The organism is Serratia sp. CY33525 (assembly GCF_052169115.1).
In the GTDB taxonomy this organism is placed as follows: Bacteria; Pseudomonadota; Gammaproteobacteria; order Enterobacterales; family Enterobacteriaceae; genus Serratia; species Serratia sarumanii.
Map to the genome: position 1 here is coordinate 450,888 of NZ_JBJNLK010000002.1, position 17,801 is coordinate 468,688.

Consider the following 17,801-nt stretch of genomic DNA (forward strand, 5'->3'; position numbering starts at 1 on the left):
TGACACAGCATTTCTCGGAAATAACAAAATCCACGGACGGCAGGTGTTGAGTGGAAATCGCCTGGCCTGGGGTGTGCGCACTGCCGGTGACCATTGGCTCAAAGACGAGTAATACCCTACACAGAACCGGAGACTGACAATGAATAAGAAGGTTTTCACCCTGGCCGCCATGGCCGCAGCCATGATGTTTGGCGCCGCAGCCCATGCTGACACCCGTATTGGCGTCACGATTTACAAATACGACGACAACTTCATGTCGGTGGTGCGCAAGGCTATTGAGAAAGACGCCAAGGCTTCACCGGACGTCACCCTGCTGATGAATGACTCGCAGAACGACCAGTCCAAGCAGAACGATCAGATCGACGTGCTGCTGGCCAAGGGCGTGAAAGCGCTGGCGATCAACCTGGTCGACCCGGCCGCGGCGCCGGTGGTTATCGATAAGGCGCGCGCAAACGATATCCCGGTGGTGTTCTACAACAAAGAGCCTTCCCGCAAGGCGTTGGACAGCTATGAGAAGGCATATTACGTCGGCACCGACTCCAAAGAATCCGGCGTGATCCAGGGCGAGCTGATCGCCAAACACTGGCAAGCCAACCCGGCCTGGGATCTGAACAAAGACGGCCAGATCCAGTTCGTGCTGCTGAAAGGCGAGCCGGGCCACCCGGATGCCGAAGCGCGCACCACCTACGTGGTGAAAACGCTGAACGAGAAAGGCATCAAGACCCAGCAGCTACAGATGGATACCGCGATGTGGGATACCGCGCAGGCGAAAGACAAGATGGACGCCTGGCTCTCCGGCCCGAACGCCAACAAGATTGAAGTGGTGATCGCCAACAACGACGCCATGGCGATGGGCGCGGTGGAGGCGCTGAAAGCGCATAACAAGACCACTATCCCGGTGTTTGGCGTCGATGCGTTGCCTGAGGCGCTGGCGCTGGTGAAATCCGGCGCGATGGCGGGCACGGTGCTGAACGACGCCGACAACCAGGCGAAAGCCACCTTCGAGCTGGCGAAGAACCTGGCGGCGGGCAAACCGGCCACCGAAGGCACCCAATATAAAATCGAAAATAAAGTCGTGCGTATTCCTTACGTCGGCGTAGATAAAGACAACCTGTCTCAGTTTGTTAAATAAGAATTGAGATCCCGCTAAGACCCCGCCTGCGGCGCCAACACCAGGAATACCGCCGGCGGGGATGTTTACGACTGCAAGACAGTTAAGCCAGGTGTATTTATGGCCGATAGCTCACGCGAATTTCTGCTGGAAATGACGGATATCTGTAAGTCATTTCCCGGCGTCAAAGCCTTGGACAATGTCAATTTACGCGTCCGTCCGCACTCGATTCACGCCCTGATGGGAGAGAACGGCGCGGGGAAATCGACGTTGCTGAAATGCCTGTTCGGCATTTATAAAAAAGACAGCGGCAGCATTGTATTTCAGGGCCGGGAAATCGATTTCAAGAGTTCGAAAGAAGCGCTGGAGCACGGCGTTTCCATGGTGCACCAGGAGCTGAACCTGGTGCTGCAGCGCACCGTGATGGACAACATGTGGCTGGGGCGCTATCCGACCAAAGGCCTGTTCGTCGATCAGGAAAAAATGCTCAAAGACACCCAGGCGATCTTCGACGAGCTGGATATCGACATCAACCCGCGCGAAAAGGTGGGCAACCTGTCGGTGTCGCAGATGCAGATGATCGAGATCGCCAAGGCGTTTTCCTACGACGCCAAAATCGTCATCATGGATGAGCCGACCTCCTCGCTGACGGAGAAAGAGGTCAATCACCTGTTCACCATTATCCGCAAGCTGAAAGAGCGCGGCTGCGGCATCGTTTATATCTCGCACAAGATGGAAGAGATCTTCCAGCTGTGCGACGAGATAACGGTGCTGCGCGACGGGCAATGGATCGCCACCCAACCGCTGGAAGGGCTGGATATGGACAAGATCATCGCCATGATGGTCGGCCGCTCGCTCAGCCAGCGCTTCCCCGACAGGCAGAACACGCCGGGTGAGGTGATCCTCGAGGTGAAAAACCTGACGTCGCTGCGTCAACCTTCGATCCGCGATGTGTCCTTCGATCTGCACCAAGGCGAGATCCTCGGCATCGCTGGGCTGGTGGGCGCCAAACGCACCGATATCGTCGAGACGCTGTTCGGCATTCGCGAAAAGGTGGCGGGCACCATCAAGCTGCACGGCAAAGCGATCGATAACCACAGCGCCAACGAAGCGATCAACCACGGTTTTGCGCTGGTGACCGAAGAGCGCCGATCCACCGGGATTTACGCTTACCTCGACGTGGGCTTCAACTCGCTGATCTCCAATATCCGCAATTATAAAAACAAGCTCGGCCTGCTGGATAACGCGCGGATGAAGAGCGACACCCAGTGGGTGATCGACGCCATGCGGGTGAAAACGCCGGGGCATCACACCCATATCGGCTCGCTGTCCGGCGGCAATCAGCAGAAGGTGATCATCGGCCGCTGGCTGCTGACGCAGCCGGAGATCCTGATGCTGGATGAACCGACGCGCGGCATCGACGTGGGCGCCAAGTTCGAGATTTATCAGCTGATGACCGAACTGGCGAAGAAGGGCAAGGGGATCATTATCGTCTCGTCCGAAATGCCGGAGCTTTTGGGGATCACCGACCGTATTTTGGTGATGAGCAATGGTCAGGTTGCGGGCATCGTTAACACCAAACAGACCTCGCAAAATGAAATCTTACGTCTCGCCTCCCTGCACCTTTAAGGATCGGAATTATGAACGCGCTAAATAAAAAAACCTTATTTACCTATTTCAAGGAAGGCGGCATTTACGTGGTGTTGCTGGTGCTGTTGGCCATCATCATCATTCAGGATCCGACTTTCCTCAGCCTGATGAACCTGAGCAACATCCTGACGCAGTCTTCGGTGCGCATCATCATCGCGCTGGGCGTGGCGGGGCTGATCGTGACCCAGGGCACCGACCTGTCCGCCGGGCGGCAGGTGGGGTTGGCGGCGGTGGTGGCGGCCACGCTGCTGCAGTCGATGGATAACGTCAACAAGGTGTTCCCGCACATGGAAACCTGGTCGATTCCCCTGGTTATCCTGCTGGTGTGTGCGGTCGGCGCGGTGATCGGCCTGGTTAACGGCCTGATTATCGCCTATCTCAACGTGACGCCGTTCATCACCACCCTGGGCACCATGATCATCGTCTACGGCATCAACTCGCTGTATTACGATTCGGTCGGCGCTTCGCCGGTGGCGGGCTTCGATCCGAAGTTCTCCACCTTTGCCCAGGGCTTCTTGCGCTTCGGCGACTTTAAGCTGTCGTACATTACCTTCTATGCGCTGATCGCCATCATATTCGTCTGGATCCTGTGGACCAAGACCCGCTTCGGCAAGAACATTTTCGCCATCGGCGGCAACCCGGAAGCGGCCAAGGTGTCCGGGGTCAACGTGCCGCTGAACCTGATCATGATCTATGCGCTGTCCGGCGTGTTCTACGCCTTCGGCGGCCTGCTGGAAGCGGGGCGCATCGGCAGCGCCACCAATAACCTCGGCTTTATGTACGAGCTGGACGCCATCGCCGCCTGCGTGGTGGGGGGCGTCTCCTTCGCCGGCGGGGTGGGTACGGTGTGGGGCGTGGTGACCGGGGTGATCATCTTCACCGTCATCAACTACGGCCTGACCTATATCGGCATCAACCCGTACTGGCAGTACATCATCAAGGGCAGCATCATCATCTTCGCCGTGGCGCTGGACTCGTTGAAATACGCCAAGAAGAAGTAGATTTACCACTTCGCAGACGACAAAGGCCGGCCTATTGCCGGCCTTGTTACGTTGGGCGGTGTACGGGGCTAGGCAAAATAATAAGGTATTATTTGGCAATGGCTGGCTGGGTGGTTTCGGGTAAGGGATATTGCCCGATCTTGAGGTTGGGTTGGTTACAGCGTGACACAGTTTTCGGGCTACCAACATGACATGAAGTCAGTAAACTGGTTTTATCTACCGTTCTCAGGGAGCAAACTATGCCTGTATTTACCATTACGCTGAAAAGACGTAATACGCTTGATAAGAAAAGAATTTCATCAGCTATTCACGCGGCGGTAGTAAAAACCGGCTATCCTGCGAACGATCAATTCCAGCGCTTTATCAGTCTTGAGGAAGACGATTTATATGTGGATCCCACTTATCCCGATCTGGAATCCCCCCGCAGCGCTAACTTCGTGTTGATTGAAGCTATGCTTTCCTCTGGCTCCCCCGATGCCCGCAAACAATTACTCTTACAGTCACTGGTACAGGAACTCGCCCTGATTGGACTGGACAGCAATGACCTGATGGTCCTCTTCATTGAATTGGACCGTTTGAATAGTTCATTCGGCGGTGGCAGAAGGGCATCCCCACTTTCAATGTCGCAATAAGCTGTCAGCGTACGTAGAGGGGCTTTACGCAAATCATCCGGTATTCGTTAACACGGCGTTTTCTCGCATAATACGCCCTTTTAGCGTATTGCTGGGGGCGCGTGTAAAACCCTCTGCCGGATGATTAAGGCTGTTTGGCTTTCTGCTTCTCTTCTTTCAGCTTGTGCTCCAGCTCCACCAGCTGTTCCGGCGAAACGGCGGGATAGCCCTGGGCGTCTTCCGGCACGGTGTGCATGGCGGAGATCGGGATCAGCGGGCCGAGGAAGCGCGGTTCGCGCTTGAGGATATAGAGATCGGTCAGCGCGCCCAGGCGGGCGAAGATCTCGCGGGCGCGCACCGTCATCATGTCTTTCGGCGACGGCACCGCATAGCACTGCGCCTGAATACCCATGTGCAGGGCGATGAACAGCGCGCGCTCGCAGTGGAAGCGCTGGGTGATGATGATGAAATCGTTGGTGTCGAACACCTTGCGGGTGCGCACGATGGAGTCCAGGGTGCGGAAGCCGGCGTAGTCCAGCACGATATCGCTCGGCGCCACGCCGGCGGCGATCAGATCGCGGCGCATGGTCATCGGCTCATTATAGCTTTGCTGGGCGTTGTCACCGCTCAGCAGCAGGTATTTCACCTTGCCGCTGTTATAGGCGTTGATCGCCCCCTGAATGCGGTAACGGTAGTACTGGTTGATCACCCCGGTGCGGTAATACTTGGCGGTGCCGAGCACCACGCCGACCTGGCGGTGCGGCAATGCCTGCAGTTCGTCGTAGACGTAAGGCGCGGTTTTCCAGCTGATCCAGCGATCGAGCGCAATAGCCGAACCCATCAACACCGCAATGAAGATGAACAGGCTGATGATCAGGCGTTTCCACATGTTGTTGCCTTACGCGCGCCGGGCTGAAAAAGATGGATCAAGGCTACTTTACCTGACCGACCTACGCAAGACGCGAACCGCCTGAAGCACGCGCGCCGCCGCATTTTTCGGCGTTTTTGCCGCACAAAAAAGCCCGGCGGAGCCGGGCTGGGTCATTTCAGCGCGCCATTCAGAACGAGGTGCGCTTGTAGCTGCGGTATTGCGGCCGCCAGAAGTTGTGTTCGATGGCTTTCGACAGCGCGTCTTCGGAGGTGACGATCGCCACGCCCTGCAGCTGCGCGGCTTTACCCACTTCCATGGCGATGCACTTCGACACGCCCTGAATATCGTCGATATTCGGCAGCAGCGCGCCGTGGCCGTCGGTGGCCAGCGGCGAGCAGTCCGCCAGCGCGCGGCTGGCGGCCATCAGCATGGCGTCGGTGACGCGGGTGGCGCCGGAGGCCAGCACGCCGAGGCCGATCCCGGGGAAGATATAGGAGTTGTTGCACTGGGCGATCGGGTACAGCTGATCTTTATAGCTCACCGGCGCGAACGGGCTGCCGGTCGCCACCAGGGCGGCGCCGTCGGTCCAGTTGATGATGTCTTCCGGACGGGCTTCCACGCGCGAGGTCGGGTTGGACAGCGGCATCACGATAGGGCGTTCACAGTGCTTGTGCATCTCGCGGATCAGCTCTTCGGTAAACAGCCCCGGCTGGCCGGACACGCCGATCAGAATGGTCGGCTTGGCGTTGCGCACCACGTCCAGCAGCGAGATGGCATCGCTGGCGGTTTCCCAGCCGGCCAGGTTGTCGCTCTTCTGCACCAGCTTGCTCTGGAAGTCGAGCAGGTTCGGCAGTTTGTCGGTCAGCAGGCCGAAGCGGTCGACCATGAACACGCGGGCGCGCGCTTCGTCTTCGCTCAACCCTTCGGACTTCATCTGCGCGATGATCTGCTCGGCGATGCCGCAGCCGGCGGAACCGGCGCCGAGGAAGGTGACGGTCTGATCGCGCAGCTGACTGCCGGCGGCGCGGCTGGCGGCGATCAGGCTGCCGAGGGTGACCGCGGCGGTGCCCTGGATGTCATCGTTGAAGCAGCAGATCTCATCGCGGTAGCGATTCAACAGCGGGGTGGCGTTGTTCTGCGCGAAGTCTTCGAACTGCAGCAGCACGTTCGGCCAGCGGCGTTTGACCGCCTGAATAAACTCTTCGACGAAGGCGTGGTACTCCTCGCCGGAGATGCGCGGATGGCGCCAGCCCATGTACAGCGGATCGTTGAGGCGCTGCGGGTTGTTGGTGCCGACGTCCAGCACCACCGGCAGGGTGTAGGCCGGACTGATGCCGCCGCAGGCGGTGTACAGCGACAGTTTGCCGATCGGAATGCCCATGCCGCCGATGCCCTGGTCGCCCAGGCCGAGAATGCGCTCGCCGTCGGTGACCACGATCACCTTGACGTTCTGCTTGGTGGCGTTTTGCAGCATGTCATCGATGCGATCGCGGTTCGGGTAGGAGATGAACAGCCCGCGCGCGCGGCGATAGATATCGGAGAAGTGCTCGCAGGCCTCGCCGACGGTCGGGGTGTAGATGATCGGCATCATCTCGCTCAGGTGCGAGTCCAGCAGGCGGTAGAACAGGGTTTCGTTGGTGTCCTGGATGTTGCGCAGGTAGATGTGCTTGTCGTTATCGTTCTTGAAATCCTGATACTGACGGTAGGCGCGTTCCACCTGTTCTTCGATGGTTTCCACCGCTTCCGGCAGCAGGCCGTGCAGGTTGAAGTGGCTACGTTCTTCCTCGGTGAAAGCGCTGCCTTTGTTCAGCAGCGGAAATTCCAGCAGAATCGGGCCGGCGTAAGGGATGTAGAGCGGGCGTTTGCTTTCGTATTCTAGTTCCATCAGTTTTACTCTTCACGTATCAGATAACTTTATTGCCGACGATCCTAAAAGATAAAGAGCAGATGTACAGCATTTGTTGCCAGATGATGAACCAGGTTGGCGTAATTATCGACAATCAAATGATTTTTTAACTAAAGAAAGTGTCTCCGGCGGCGTCGGGGCATTGTATTTGGCGGGCGGGGCTGTTAGCGGCGGAACCGGATGGCTCCGCCGTTGAGCGCTTAGAACGCGGCGCGGCTGACGTTTTGGCAGCCCAGCGCCGCCAGGGTGACGCGGGTGGCGTCCCATTGGCTGATGATCGCCTCCTGCGGTTCGGCCAGCACGGCGCGGCGGATGTTCAGGCAGTCGCCGCCGGAGATGTTCAGCAGGATCAGCGCGGCCTGCAGCGGCGGCAGGCTCGGGTTAAAGGCGGCGTTTTCCGCATAGCGGCCGGCGTAGATGATGCCGTCCGCCGTTTCCAGCGCCACGCCGCTGTGGGCGTTGCTGTACGGCGCGTGGCTCTGATTTGCCGCCGCCAGCGCCGCTTGTGCCAGCGCGTCGTCCAGCGTCAGCCGGTGGCCGTGATCGACCTCGTCCATCAGCAGCGAAGCGATATCCAGATCTTTCGGGCCGAAGGCGTCCGGCAGATAGTCCGCCAGCGTGGCCGGCGCGCGGCCCGGCAGACGGATCTGCAGTTCGCCGCCGCTGTTCAGCTCATTCATAAACTGACGGCAGTGGCCACAAGGCGTGTAATTGACGGTGACCGAGGCCAGCGCCGGTTCGCCGCGCAGCCAGGCATGGGTAACCGCGCACTGTTCCGCATGCACGGTTTGCTGCAGCGGTGCGCCGCTGAATTCCATATTGGCGCCGAAATAGAGGTTGCCGCTTTGCCCGCGCGCGATGGCGCCGACGTGGAAGTGCGATATCGGGGTTAACGAGCAGGCCGCCGCCAGCGGCAGCAGCGCGAATGCCAGCGCATCATCGTCCAGCCCGCAGCCTGTGCGGATCGCCGCCGCTTGCTCGGCCGTGAACATCGCCGGAAAGTCAGGCGCGTCCAGATAGGGCTGCAGGGCGGATTGCAGTGTCGCGGGCAGTGCGCTGAACGCGGTGTGAAAACGCGGGTGCATAGAAAGTCTCTCTACAGGTTAACGGGATAACATTCTAGGCAGGCCAGAGACATTAAAGTGTGATTAATGTCTCTTAATTGATGAAATTAGTGCAATGAGATACATAAATGCGAGATGTATCGCAAGTTTTACCCTATTCAACTGAACAGGTGCAGCAGCACCGGGAACAGGAACGGTGCCAGCAGCGAGGTGATGATGCCGCAGATCACCAGCGCCAGCGAGCCGAAAGCGCCTTCCTGGTAGTCCATCTCCGCGCAGCGTGCGGTGCCCAGCGCGTGGGACGCGGTGCCCATCGCCAGGCCGCGCGCCGAGTGGGTGGTGATTTTCAACAGGTTGAACAGCGTATGGCCGAACACGGCGCCGAGGATACCGACGAAAATGACGCAGACCGCGCTGATCGCCGGAATGCCGCCGAGTGAGTCCGCGACGGCCATGGCGATCGGCGTAGTGACCGATTTCGGCAGGATAGAGGCGGCGATTTCCGGCGTGGCACCCAGCCACAGGGCGATGGCGCCGCCGCTGATCATGGCGGTCAGGCTGCCGATGAAGCACACCGCGATAATCGATTTCCAGCGCGCGCGGATCTGGTGCAACTGCTCATACAGCGGGAAGGCCAGCGCGACGACCGCCGGCTGCAGCAGATCGTTGAGGATTTTGCTGCCCAGGAAGTAACGCTCATAGGGGATGCCGGTGAGCAGCAGCAGCGGGATGATCACCGCCATGGAAACCAGCAGCGGGTTGAGCAGCGGCATATTCAGCTTGCGCGCCAGCCAGCGCGCGGCGAAATAGACCGCCAGCGTCAGCGGCAGCGACCACCAGATTTCATGGATCATGAGTTACCCTCCGTGTCGTCGGGTTTGCCGGCGATGCGGCGCTCGCGATGAAAATAATGTGAGGTATAGCCGACCACCACCAGCACCATCAGCGTACTGATCAGGCAAGAGATAACCAGCGGGCCCAGATGCGCGACGATCTGGTCGTAGTATTTCATCACCCCGACGCCGATCGGCACGAACAGCAGCACCATGTAGCGGATCAGCAGATGGCAGCCGGGTTTAACCCATTTGGCCGGCATAATCTGGGTAGAGAGCAGGGCGAACAGCAGCAGCATGCCGAGAATGCTGCCGGGAATGGCGAACGGCAGCAGCGCCGCCAGCGCGTTGCCGACGAACAGACAAAGGTAGATGAGGAGCAGAGCCCTCAGGTATTTCCAGCATAGTGTGAGCACGTTGGCCATTGTCTTTTCCCGTTTAACCGATGCATTCATCATACAATTAAACTGTGAGCCATGCCACAGATCGCGCCATGAATTCTCGCTATGGGCGCCATGCCCGATCGGCGGGTTGACAGCCCGGAATGGCCGCTACGCGCGGATTCAGCGCGCGTCTTCGGCGGTTGCCGCAGCCTGTTCTGCCAGCCGATGGCCAAGGAAGAAAAACAGCAGGCTAAGCAGTGCGCAAACGATCAACATCACGAACATCAACGGCGGCGCGGCATAGCTGAGCAGCATACCGCTCAGAACCGGGTTGATGGCGCCGCCCAGCGCGCTGAGGTTCTGTACCCCATAGTAGCTGCCTTTCAGATGCGGCGGCGCGATAAAGTCGATGAACATGTATTCCACCGGAATGACGATGATTTCGCCGAGGGTAAACACCGCCATCGCCACCATCCACAGCCAGACCGCCTGGCCGGCCATCATGAAACCGAGCAGCCCGACGATGAAAAACAGCGTGCCCAGCACCAGCCAGCGCAGCATGTTTTCCTGGCGCATGCCGCGGCTGAGCAAGTATTGCAGGGCGATAACGATGCCGGCGTTGACGATCATTACCAGCCCGATGATCTTGTAGGCGAACTCGGCGCTGGAGACGGTGATCAGGTACTGCGACAGATAGCCGGTGAACTGACCGAACACCACGGCGCCCAGGGTGCTGCCGAGAGTGAAGTAGATAAGCCGCCGATCGCTGCGCAGGATAGTCACCGTCTGGCGGAAGTTGGGGAGCGCCGCCGGTGCGGCGGCGGTTGGCGCCGGGCGCTGTTCCCGGCCGCGCAAGCGCAGGCTCAGCGCCGCCACCGTCGCCAGCGCCAACCCGCCCGACAGATAAAATGGCAGCAGCGGGCTAAGCCCGGCCACCAGCACGCCGAGCGCAGAGCCGATCGCCCAGCCGACGTTGACCAACGTATAGTTGATAGAGAAAGCCTTGATGCGCTGCTCGACCGGCAGCCAGTCGGCGAAGCAGGCCTTGATGGTGATACTCAACACCGAATAGCAGGTATGCAGGATCGCCAGCACCACGATGACGCCGCCGGGGCGCGGGATCCAGGGAATGGCGAAGAAGCTCAGCGCAAACAAGACAATCGACAGCAGGATCAGGCGGTTTTTGCTGAATTTGTCCACCAGATAGCCGCCGTACAGGCTGGCAAGGATGCCGAGGGTCAGGCTGACGCCCAGGATCACGCCCACGCTCTTCGGCAGCAGATGGAAATGCTCGGTGAGGTAGATGGTGATGAACGGCAGCGTCACGCCGCGGCCGATGGTCAACACCAGTGAACTGGCCAGCAGTATGTTGATCAGCGAGGGGAATCCCTTCATTCGAAGCCTGTTTATGCATACAGTTATGGGCGATGCAGATAACATAGCGTATTTTGGCGAGGACGGAAGGGGAAAGCCGATAATTAGGTTAAAAACAGAGGCTGCGTCGCCAGCCTCGTCAAAAACAGCACTATTTACCGTGTTCGGCCTGCAGCGTGGCGAACCACGGCTGGACGAAATCGCTGCTGCTGCCCCAGCCGGGGATGAGCTTCGCCAGCCCGGCGACGTTGACCGGCCCCGGCTGCGCCAGCAGCAGCGCTTGCGGAATGACCGTCGCTTTGAACTGATAGCTGTCCGGCGTGCTTTCCCCGGCGATCTTGTTGGCCACCAGGCGCAGGTTGACTGCGCCGATAAGCTTCGGATCCACCGCCACGCTGACCTGCCACGGGCTGCCGGCCTCGCGCATCAGCTGCAAGTCCTGGTTGGAGATATCGATGCTGTACAGCTTGATTTCGGTGCGGCCGTTCTCTTTCAGCGCCTTGTAAGCGCCCTGGGTGAAGGCATCCCAGGTGCCCCAGATGGCGTCAATCTTGCCTTTCGGGTATTTCGCCAGCACCGCGCCCACCTTGTTGGCGGTATCGCCCTGCACGTCGGAGGAGACCGCGCCGATCGATTCCAGCTCGTGAATGCCCGGATGCTGTTTCAGCAGCTGCTGATAGGCGGCCTGGCGGCGTTCCATCGGCGGGAAGCCGGCCACCCAGAGTTTGATGATGTTGGCCTGGCCGTTGAAATCCTTCACCAGCTGGCCGAAGGAGGCGTTGGCCAGCGAAGCGTCGTCCTGCTGTGAGACGGTGACGCCGGGAACGCTGCCGCTGACGTCGGTATCGAAAGCCGCGACGGCGATGCCGGCCGCCGCGATGCGTTTGACCAGCTCGGTGGAATAGGGGGCTCGCCCCTGCGAGAGAATGATGCCATCATATTTCTGGCTGATAGCCTGGTTGACGAAGTCCTGGAAGCGCGCGTCGTCGCCATTGCTGAGGAAAGTGTCCACCTTGAAGCCAAGCTTGCGCCCTTCCTGAATGGCGCCCGCCAAGAATTGCGTGGTGTTGTCGTCGGAGCCGAGATTGCGGATCACCGCGATGCGCACCGGCCCCTGATGCTGAGCGATGGCGGCCGGCACGGCGGCATTTTCCGCCGCCTGCAGCGGCAGGGCAGCCAGCAGGCTGAGGGCGAGCAGCGAAGTCTTGAGGTTTTTCATTATTATAGGCTCCAAAAAAGCGGGTAAAGGGTCCCGGTGAAGGTCTGTTATAGCAGTCTTTCTGTCTGGACGTCTATTTGTTGTTGCTGAGCATCATAGCGGGATACGGCGGGCGAGGGAATCAGAGCGGTTATGACGTTTTCTTACTGTTTATAACCTTGGGTTTGAGGCATTAAAAAAGGGCCGAGCAAGCTCGACCCTTGATGTAACGCGCCGGCGCGGTTACTTGACCTGCATGCCGGGCTGCGCGCCGCTGTCCGGGCTCAGCAGGAAGATCTCTTTCCCGCCGGGGCCCGCCGCCATTACCATGCCTTCCGAAACGCCGAAGCGCATTTTGCGCGGCGCCAGGTTGGCGACCATGATGGTCAGGCGGCCTTCCAGCGCTTTCGGATCCGGGTACGCGGAGCGAATGCCGGAGAAGATCTGGCGCGATTCGCCACCCAGATCCAACTGCAGCTTCAGCAGTTTGTCGGAGCCTTCGACAAAGTCGGCGCTCTTGATCAGAGCGATGCGCATGTCCACCTTGGCGAAGTCGTCGAAGGTGATGGTTTCCTGAATAGGATCATCGGCCAATGGGCCGGTCAGCGGTTTGGCGGCGGCCATGTCTTCCTTCGAGGCGTTGACCATCTCGCTGACCTTGTCCAGATCGATGCGGTTGAACAGCGCTTTGAAGGCGTTCACCTGATGGCCCAGCAGCGGTTGCGGGATCGCGTCCCAGCTCAGCTCGGCGTTGAGGAACGCTTCGGCGCGTTCGGTCAGCGAAGGCAGCACCGGCTTCAGGTAAGTCATCAGCACGCGGAACAGGTTGATGCCCATCGAGCAGATGGCCTGCAGATCGGCGTCGCGGCCTTCTTCCTTCGCCACCACCCACGGTGCCTGCTCATCCACGTAACGGTTGGCCAGATCGGCCAGCGCCATGATTTCGCGGATCGCGCGGCTGAACTCGCGGCCGGCGTAAGCTTCGGCAATGCTCTGCGCCGCGTCGACGAAGGTCTGGTACAGCGCCGGATCGGCCAGGCTGTCGGCCAGCTTGCCGCCGAAGCGCTTGTTGATAAAGCCGGCGTTGCGCGACGCCAGGTTCACCACCTTGTTGACGATGTCGGCGTTTACGCGCTGCACGAAGTCTTCCAGATTGAGATCGATGTCATCAATGCGCGAAGAGAGCTTGGCGGCGTAGTAATAGCGCAGGCAGTCGGCGTCCAGATGCTGCAGGTAGGTGCCGGCCTTGATGAAGGTGCCGCGCGATTTGGACATTTTGGCGCCGTTCACCGTCACGTAGCCGTGCACGAACAGGTTGGTCGGTTTGCGGAAGTTGCTGCCTTCCAGCATCGCCGGCCAGAACAGGCTGTGGAAGTAGACGATGTCCTTGCCGATAAAGTGATACAGCTCGGTGGTGGAGTCTTTGCGCCAGAACTCGTCGAAGTCCAGATCGCCGCGCTTGTCGCACAGGTTCTTGAAGGAGCCCATGTAGCCGATCGGCGCGTCCAGCCAGACGTAGAAGTATTTGCCCGGCGCATCCGGGATCTCGAAGCCGAAGTAAGGCGCATCGCGGGAGATGTCCCACTGCTGCAGGCCGGATTCGAACCACTCCTGCATTTTGTTCGCCACCTGCTCTTGCAGCGCGCCGGAGCGCGTCCACGCCTGCAGCATTTCGCTGAAGGCCGGCAGGTCGAAGAAGAAGTGCTCGGAGTCGCGCATCACCGGCGTCGCGCCGGAAACCACGGACTTCGGATCGATCAGCTCCGTCGGGCTGTAGGTGGCGCCGCACACTTCACAGTTGTCGCCGTACTGATCCGGCGATTTGCATTTCGGGCAGGTGCCTTTCACGAAACGGTCCGGCAGGAACATGCCTTTCTCCGGATCGTACAGCTGAGAAATGGTGCGGTTCTTGATAAAACCGTTTTCTTTCAGGCGGCTGTAAATCAGGGTGGACAGCTCGCGGTTTTCATCGCTATGGGTCGAATGGTAGTTGTCATAGCTGATGCCAAAGCCGGCGAAATCCTGTTGGTGCTCCTGGCTCATCTCCGCGATCATTTCTTCCGGTTTCACGCCCAGCTGCTGCGCTTTCAGCATGATCGGCGTGCCGTGCGCGTCGTCCGCGCAGATGAAATGCACTTCGTGGCCGCGCATTCGTTGGTAACGCACCCAGATATCCGCCTGGATGTGCTCGAGCATGTGGCCGAGATGGATGGAACCATTTGCGTACGGTAGCGCGCACGTCACCAATAATTTTTTCGCGACTTGAGCCATAGTGAGAACTTGCTTTCTGTAATGAATAAAAGGGCCTTCGATGTTAACCGATCGCGCCCTTCGCTGCTAGGGCGGTTTCTTGCAGGTTATATGCGTCAGCGGCAGCGCAGTTCTGATATGCTTAGCCGGAAGCTACCCATTCAAAATCAAGGAGCCGGGATGAACGCAAAATCCCCTGAGCAGACCAACCCCGAAGTTCTGCGCGCCCTGGTGACCGGTGTACTGGCCGCCTTTGAACACCCGACGTTGAAAAACAACCTGACCGCATTGAAGGCCATTCATCACTGCGCGTTGCTGGACGATGTGCTGCATATCGAACTGACGATGCCGTTTGCCTGGCAGAGCGGTTTTGAGGCGCTGCAGGCGAGCGTCGGCCCCGAATTGCTGCGCGTGACCGGCGCTTCCGCCATCGACTGGAAGCTGAAACACGATATCACGACGCTGAAACGCGCCAACGGCCAGGCCGGCATCAAAGGCGTGCGCAACATCGTCGCCGTCAGTTCCGGCAAAGGCGGGGTGGGCAAATCCAGTACCGCCGTCAACCTGGCGCTGGCGCTGGCCGCCGAGGGTGCCAAGGTCGGCATTCTGGACGCCGACATTTATGGCCCGTCGATCCCCAACATGCTGGGCACCGAACATGAGCGGCCGACTTCGCCGGACGGTCAGCACATGGCGCCAATCATGGCGCACGGCCTGGCGACCAACTCCATCGGCTATCTGGTGACCGACGACAACGCCATGGTGTGGCGCGGCCCGATGGCCAGCAAGGCGCTGATGCAGCTGCTGCAGGATACGCTGTGGCCGGATCTGGATTACCTGGTGCTGGATATGCCGCCGGGCACCGGCGACATCCAGCTGACGCTGTCGCAGAACATTCCGGTAACCGGCGCGCTGGTGGTCACCACGCCGCAGGATATCGCCTTGCTGGATGCCGCCAAGGGCATCGTGATGTTCGAGAAAGTGCATGTGCCGGTGCTGGGCATCGTGGAGAACATGAGCGTGCATATCTGCAGCAACTGCGGCCACCATGAGCCGATCTTCGGCACCGGCGGCGCCGAGAAGCTGGTGCAGAAATACCACAGCCGCCTGCTGGGGCAGATGCCGCTGCATATCTCGCTGCGCGAAGACCTGGATCGCGGTACGCCGACGGTGATCAGCCGCCCGGACAGCGAATTCGCCGAAATGTATCGTCAACTGGCCGGTCGCGTGGCTGCGCAGATGTATTGGCAGGGCGAGGCGATCCCGACGGAGATCGCGTTCCGCGCGCTGTAATCTGCCTATCGCACTGCAAGAACCCGGCTCAAGCGCCGGGTTTTTTTATGGAATGCGGGCGGGGGTGTGCAAATCTGCCCGGGTATAAGGGCGTTCGATCTGCGCCAGCGTTTTGGCGATATGCTCCAGCAATCCCTGGGTGGGGGCCGGCTGCCGCTGCCCCATCAGCGCCAAGGGCAAGGCCAGCGCGATGGCGAAGTGCGGCCAGGAGAGATGCGGGCGCGCTTTGTTCCGCTGCAACCACAGGAACAGTGCGCTGGCCAGGTAGCCTAAAATCAGCCCGCTGATCACCTCTGATACCGAGTGCACGCGAATTTCCAGCCGCGACACGCCGATGGTAAAAGGCAATATCCATCCGGTCAGCAAAGCGATGCTGCGTATCGGGTGGGAAAAGCGGCCGCTCAACGTCCAGAGCAGTGGCGGCCAGATGCTGGCCGCGAGAGCTGAATGGCCGCTGAATCCGGTGAAATCAAAGCGCTCGCTGCCGATGCCCCAGCCCATAAAGGCCAGTTTGGACAGGCAGACCACCCCGCCGGTGGATCCGAAGATCAGCGCCCACTGCCAACCCGCCGCGCGGGTGGCGGGAGACATGAGCAGCAATAAAAACAGAATCAGCGCGCAGGGCAGCAACAACATGCTGTCGCCGAAAAAAGTCAGAAAATACCAATCCAGCACATCAATCTCCGATGAAAGGGGGCGGGGAGCAAAAGTCAGCGCCGGGGAGTGTAACCCGTTACGGCGCGTTGCCCTAGCCGCGAGATTCTTAAAATGCCGCGTGCCCGTGGCGTGGCAGCCCGAATTCGCTCGCCGCCGCGTAATATACAGTGGCGCAATCCCCGGCGACTCCCTATAATTGTCGCGTTTTAGTTCCCCCCCTTCACAACACGAAATCAGGTCTTTAATTTTATGACTGACAATCCGCATCAGTGCGTCATTATTGGTATAGCTGGCGCATCTGCCTCCGGAAAAAGCCTTATCGCCAGCACGTTGTACCGCGAACTCCGCGAGCAGGTCGGCGATGAGCACATCGGCGTTATTCCAGAAGACAGTTACTATAAAGACCAGACTCACCTGACCATGGAAGAACGGGTCAAAACCAACTATGACCACCCGAGCGCCATGGATCACAACCTGCTGTTCCAGCATCTGCAGATGCTGAAGGCCGGCAAGGCGATCGAACTGCCGCTGTACAGCTACACCGAGCATACGCGCAAGAAAGAAACCGTCCATCTCGAACCTAAAAAAGTGATCATTCTGGAAGGCATCTTGCTGCTGACGGATATCCGCCTGCGCCAGGAGATGAACTTCTCGATCTTTGTCGACACGCCGCTCGATATCTGCCTGATGCGCCGCATGAAGCGCGACGTCAATGAGCGCGGCCGCTCGATGGATTCGGTGATGGCGCAATACCAGAAAACCGTGCGCCCGATGTTCCTGCAGTTTATCGAACCTTCCAAACAATACGCCGATATCATCGTCCCGCGCGGCGGCAAAAACCGCATCGCGATCGATATTCTGAAAGCCAAAATCAGCCAATTCTTTGAATAATGCCGCTTACATGGCCGGAAATGCGCATTTCCGGCCGGTGGCCAACTATTTGCACCCCGGCGTAGACCTTTCGCCCGTTGTGTGGCAATTTTTGTTTAGTTACGCGTTTTGATGGAGAAGAAAGACATGAGACTGTGCGACCGCGATATAGAAGCCTGGCTGGATAGCGAGAAACTGGTGATTTCCCCGCGCCCGCCGCTCGAACGCATCAACGGGGCCACAGTAGATGTCCGTTTGGGCAATCAGTTCCGCGTGTTCCGCGGCCATACCGCGCCTTTTATCGATCTTAGCGGGCCGAAAGATGAAGTCAGCGCCGCGCTGGATCGCGTGATGAGCGACGAGATTGTCCTGCCGGAAGGCGAGGCGTTCTTCCTTCATCCCGGTGAACTGGCTCTGGCGGTGACCTTCGAATCCGTGACGCTGCCGAACGATCTCGTGGGCTGGCTCGACGGCCGTTCTTCTCTGGCGCGTCTGGGGCTGATGGTGCACGTGACCGCGCACCGTATCGATCCGGGCTGGCACGGGCGCATCGTGCTGGAGTTTTACAACTCCGGCAAGCTGCCGCTGGCGCTGCGGCCGGGGATGCTGATTGGCGCCTTGAGCTTTGAGCCGTTGTCCGGCCCGGCGGCCCGGCCATACAACAGCCGGCAGGACGCAAAATATCGCGATCAGCAGGGCGCAGTAGCCAGTCGAATCGACAAGGACTAA

At 59.4% G+C, this 17,801-nt stretch carries 16 protein-coding genes; 7 read left to right on the forward strand and 9 right to left on the reverse strand.

From position 1 onward, the window contains the following. The first annotated feature begins 139 nt into the window (after positions 1-139). From mglB to ACJ8IM_RS07200, 4 genes are all read left to right on the forward strand, one after another. Complete coding sequence (gene mglB / locus ACJ8IM_RS07185) at positions 140-1,132, forward strand: galactose/glucose ABC transporter substrate-binding protein MglB (RefSeq protein ID WP_033637723.1); 993 nt, start codon at positions 140-142, stop codon at positions 1,130-1,132. Positions 1,133-1,231: 99 nt separating this feature from the next. Then, positions 1,232-2,740, forward strand: coding sequence for a galactose/methyl galactoside ABC transporter ATP-binding protein MglA (gene mglA, locus ACJ8IM_RS07190; RefSeq protein ID WP_033637724.1), 1,509 nt, complete (start codon positions 1,232-1,234; stop codon positions 2,738-2,740). 11 nt (positions 2,741-2,751) lie between these two features. Next, complete coding sequence (mglC, locus tag ACJ8IM_RS07195) at positions 2,752-3,762, forward strand: galactose/methyl galactoside ABC transporter permease MglC (protein WP_004938953.1); 1,011 nt, start codon at positions 2,752-2,754, stop codon at positions 3,760-3,762. A 239-nt stretch (positions 3,763-4,001) separates the two neighbouring features. After that, positions 4,002-4,394, forward strand: coding sequence for a tautomerase family protein (locus tag ACJ8IM_RS07200; RefSeq protein ID WP_033654967.1), 393 nt, complete (start codon positions 4,002-4,004; stop codon positions 4,392-4,394). A 124-nt stretch (positions 4,395-4,518) separates the two neighbouring features. Here ACJ8IM_RS07200 and sanA read toward each other — a convergent pair whose 3' ends face one another. From sanA to metG, 8 genes are all read right to left on the reverse strand, one after another. Continuing rightward, positions 4,519-5,262, reverse strand: coding sequence for an outer membrane permeability protein SanA (gene sanA, locus ACJ8IM_RS07205; RefSeq protein ID WP_033637725.1), 744 nt, complete (start codon positions 5,260-5,262; stop codon positions 4,519-4,521). Positions 5,263-5,431: 169 nt separating this feature from the next. Next, entirely contained in the window at positions 5,432-7,129 is a 1,698-nt protein-coding gene (locus tag ACJ8IM_RS07210) for an NAD-dependent malic enzyme (RefSeq protein WP_033637726.1), read from the reverse strand. A gap of 221 nt (positions 7,130-7,350) precedes the next feature. After that, a complete protein-coding gene (gene cdd, locus ACJ8IM_RS07215) occupies positions 7,351-8,235 on the reverse strand; it encodes a cytidine deaminase (RefSeq protein ID WP_033654966.1) in 885 nt (294 codons plus the stop codon). A gap of 137 nt (positions 8,236-8,372) precedes the next feature. Further along, a complete protein-coding gene (locus tag ACJ8IM_RS07220; protein ID WP_033646779.1) occupies positions 8,373-9,068 on the reverse strand; it encodes a CidB/LrgB family autolysis modulator in 696 nt (231 codons plus the stop codon). Then, entirely contained in the window at positions 9,065-9,472 is a 408-nt protein-coding gene (locus ACJ8IM_RS07225) for a CidA/LrgA family protein (protein ID WP_033654965.1), read from the reverse strand. Before ACJ8IM_RS07225 ends, ACJ8IM_RS07220 begins: the two co-directional genes overlap by 4 nt. A 138-nt stretch (positions 9,473-9,610) precedes the next feature. Beyond that, positions 9,611-10,825, reverse strand: coding sequence for an MFS transporter (locus ACJ8IM_RS07230; RefSeq protein ID WP_033654964.1), 1,215 nt, complete (start codon positions 10,823-10,825; stop codon positions 9,611-9,613). A 130-nt stretch (positions 10,826-10,955) separates the two neighbouring features. Next, on the reverse strand, positions 10,956-12,023 hold the full coding sequence (locus ACJ8IM_RS07235; RefSeq protein ID WP_033654963.1) for a sugar ABC transporter substrate-binding protein: 1,068 nt from the start codon (positions 12,021-12,023) through the stop codon (positions 10,956-10,958). 222 nt (positions 12,024-12,245) lie between these two features. Then, entirely contained in the window at positions 12,246-14,273 is a 2,028-nt protein-coding gene (gene metG, locus ACJ8IM_RS07240) for a methionine--tRNA ligase (protein WP_033654962.1), read from the reverse strand. Between the two features lie 159 nt (positions 14,274-14,432). On the opposite strand from metG, the gene apbC reads away from it, so the two are divergent. Then, positions 14,433-15,545 carry an iron-sulfur cluster carrier protein ApbC gene (gene apbC / locus ACJ8IM_RS07245; RefSeq protein ID WP_033646773.1) on the forward strand — a complete coding sequence of 371 codons (1,113 nt, stop codon included), beginning with the start codon at positions 14,433-14,435 and terminating at the stop codon, positions 15,543-15,545. Positions 15,546-15,590: 45 nt separating this feature from the next. On the opposite strand, the gene ACJ8IM_RS07250 is transcribed toward apbC, so the two are convergent. Next, the gene (locus ACJ8IM_RS07250) at positions 15,591-16,220 is read right to left on the reverse strand and encodes a phosphatase PAP2 family protein (RefSeq protein ID WP_033654961.1); all 630 of its coding nucleotides are present in this window, start codon (positions 16,218-16,220) and stop codon (positions 15,591-15,593) included. A 231-nt stretch (positions 16,221-16,451) separates the two neighbouring features. Between ACJ8IM_RS07250 and udk the strand changes: the two genes are divergently transcribed. After that, positions 16,452-17,093, forward strand: coding sequence for a uridine kinase (udk, locus tag ACJ8IM_RS07255; protein ID WP_004938922.1), 642 nt, complete (start codon positions 16,452-16,454; stop codon positions 17,091-17,093). A gap of 126 nt (positions 17,094-17,219) precedes the next feature. Next, positions 17,220-17,801, forward strand: a complete 582-nt coding sequence (dcd, locus tag ACJ8IM_RS07260; RefSeq protein ID WP_004938917.1) for a dCTP deaminase — start codon at positions 17,220-17,222, stop codon at positions 17,799-17,801.

What these genes read in the sequence shown, in the direction of transcription:
- sanA (WP_033637725.1), bottom strand. Translation starts at nt 5,262, where the DNA reads ATGTGGAAACGCCTGATCATCAGCCTGTTCATCTTCATTGCGGTGTTG.
- ACJ8IM_RS07210 (WP_033637726.1), bottom strand. Translation starts at nt 7,129, where the DNA reads ATGGAACTAGAATACGAAAGCAAACGCCCGCTCTACATCCCTTACGCC.
- mglA (WP_033637724.1), top strand. Translation starts at nt 1,232, where the DNA reads ATGGCCGATAGCTCACGCGAATTTCTGCTGGAAATGACGGATATCTGT.
- ACJ8IM_RS07220 (WP_033646779.1), bottom strand. Translation starts at nt 9,068, where the DNA reads ATGATCCATGAAATCTGGTGGTCGCTGCCGCTGACGCTGGCGGTCTAT.
- ACJ8IM_RS07230 (WP_033654964.1), bottom strand. Translation starts at nt 10,825, where the DNA reads ATGAAGGGATTCCCCTCGCTGATCAACATACTGCTGGCCAGTTCACTG.
- metG (WP_033654962.1), bottom strand. Translation starts at nt 14,273, where the DNA reads ATGGCTCAAGTCGCGAAAAAATTATTGGTGACGTGCGCGCTACCGTAC.
- ACJ8IM_RS07225 (WP_033654965.1), bottom strand. Translation starts at nt 9,472, where the DNA reads ATGGCCAACGTGCTCACACTATGCTGGAAATACCTGAGGGCTCTGCTC.
- mglC (WP_004938953.1), top strand. Translation starts at nt 2,752, where the DNA reads ATGAACGCGCTAAATAAAAAAACCTTATTTACCTATTTCAAGGAAGGC.
- ACJ8IM_RS07235 (WP_033654963.1), bottom strand. Translation starts at nt 12,023, where the DNA reads ATGAAAAACCTCAAGACTTCGCTGCTCGCCCTCAGCCTGCTGGCTGCC.
- mglB (WP_033637723.1), top strand. Translation starts at nt 140, where the DNA reads ATGAATAAGAAGGTTTTCACCCTGGCCGCCATGGCCGCAGCCATGATG.
- apbC (WP_033646773.1), top strand. Translation starts at nt 14,433, where the DNA reads ATGAACGCAAAATCCCCTGAGCAGACCAACCCCGAAGTTCTGCGCGCC.
- ACJ8IM_RS07200 (WP_033654967.1), top strand. Translation starts at nt 4,002, where the DNA reads ATGCCTGTATTTACCATTACGCTGAAAAGACGTAATACGCTTGATAAG.
- dcd (WP_004938917.1), top strand. Translation starts at nt 17,220, where the DNA reads ATGAGACTGTGCGACCGCGATATAGAAGCCTGGCTGGATAGCGAGAAA.
- udk (WP_004938922.1), top strand. Translation starts at nt 16,452, where the DNA reads ATGACTGACAATCCGCATCAGTGCGTCATTATTGGTATAGCTGGCGCA.
- cdd (WP_033654966.1), bottom strand. Translation starts at nt 8,235, where the DNA reads ATGCACCCGCGTTTTCACACCGCGTTCAGCGCACTGCCCGCGACACTG.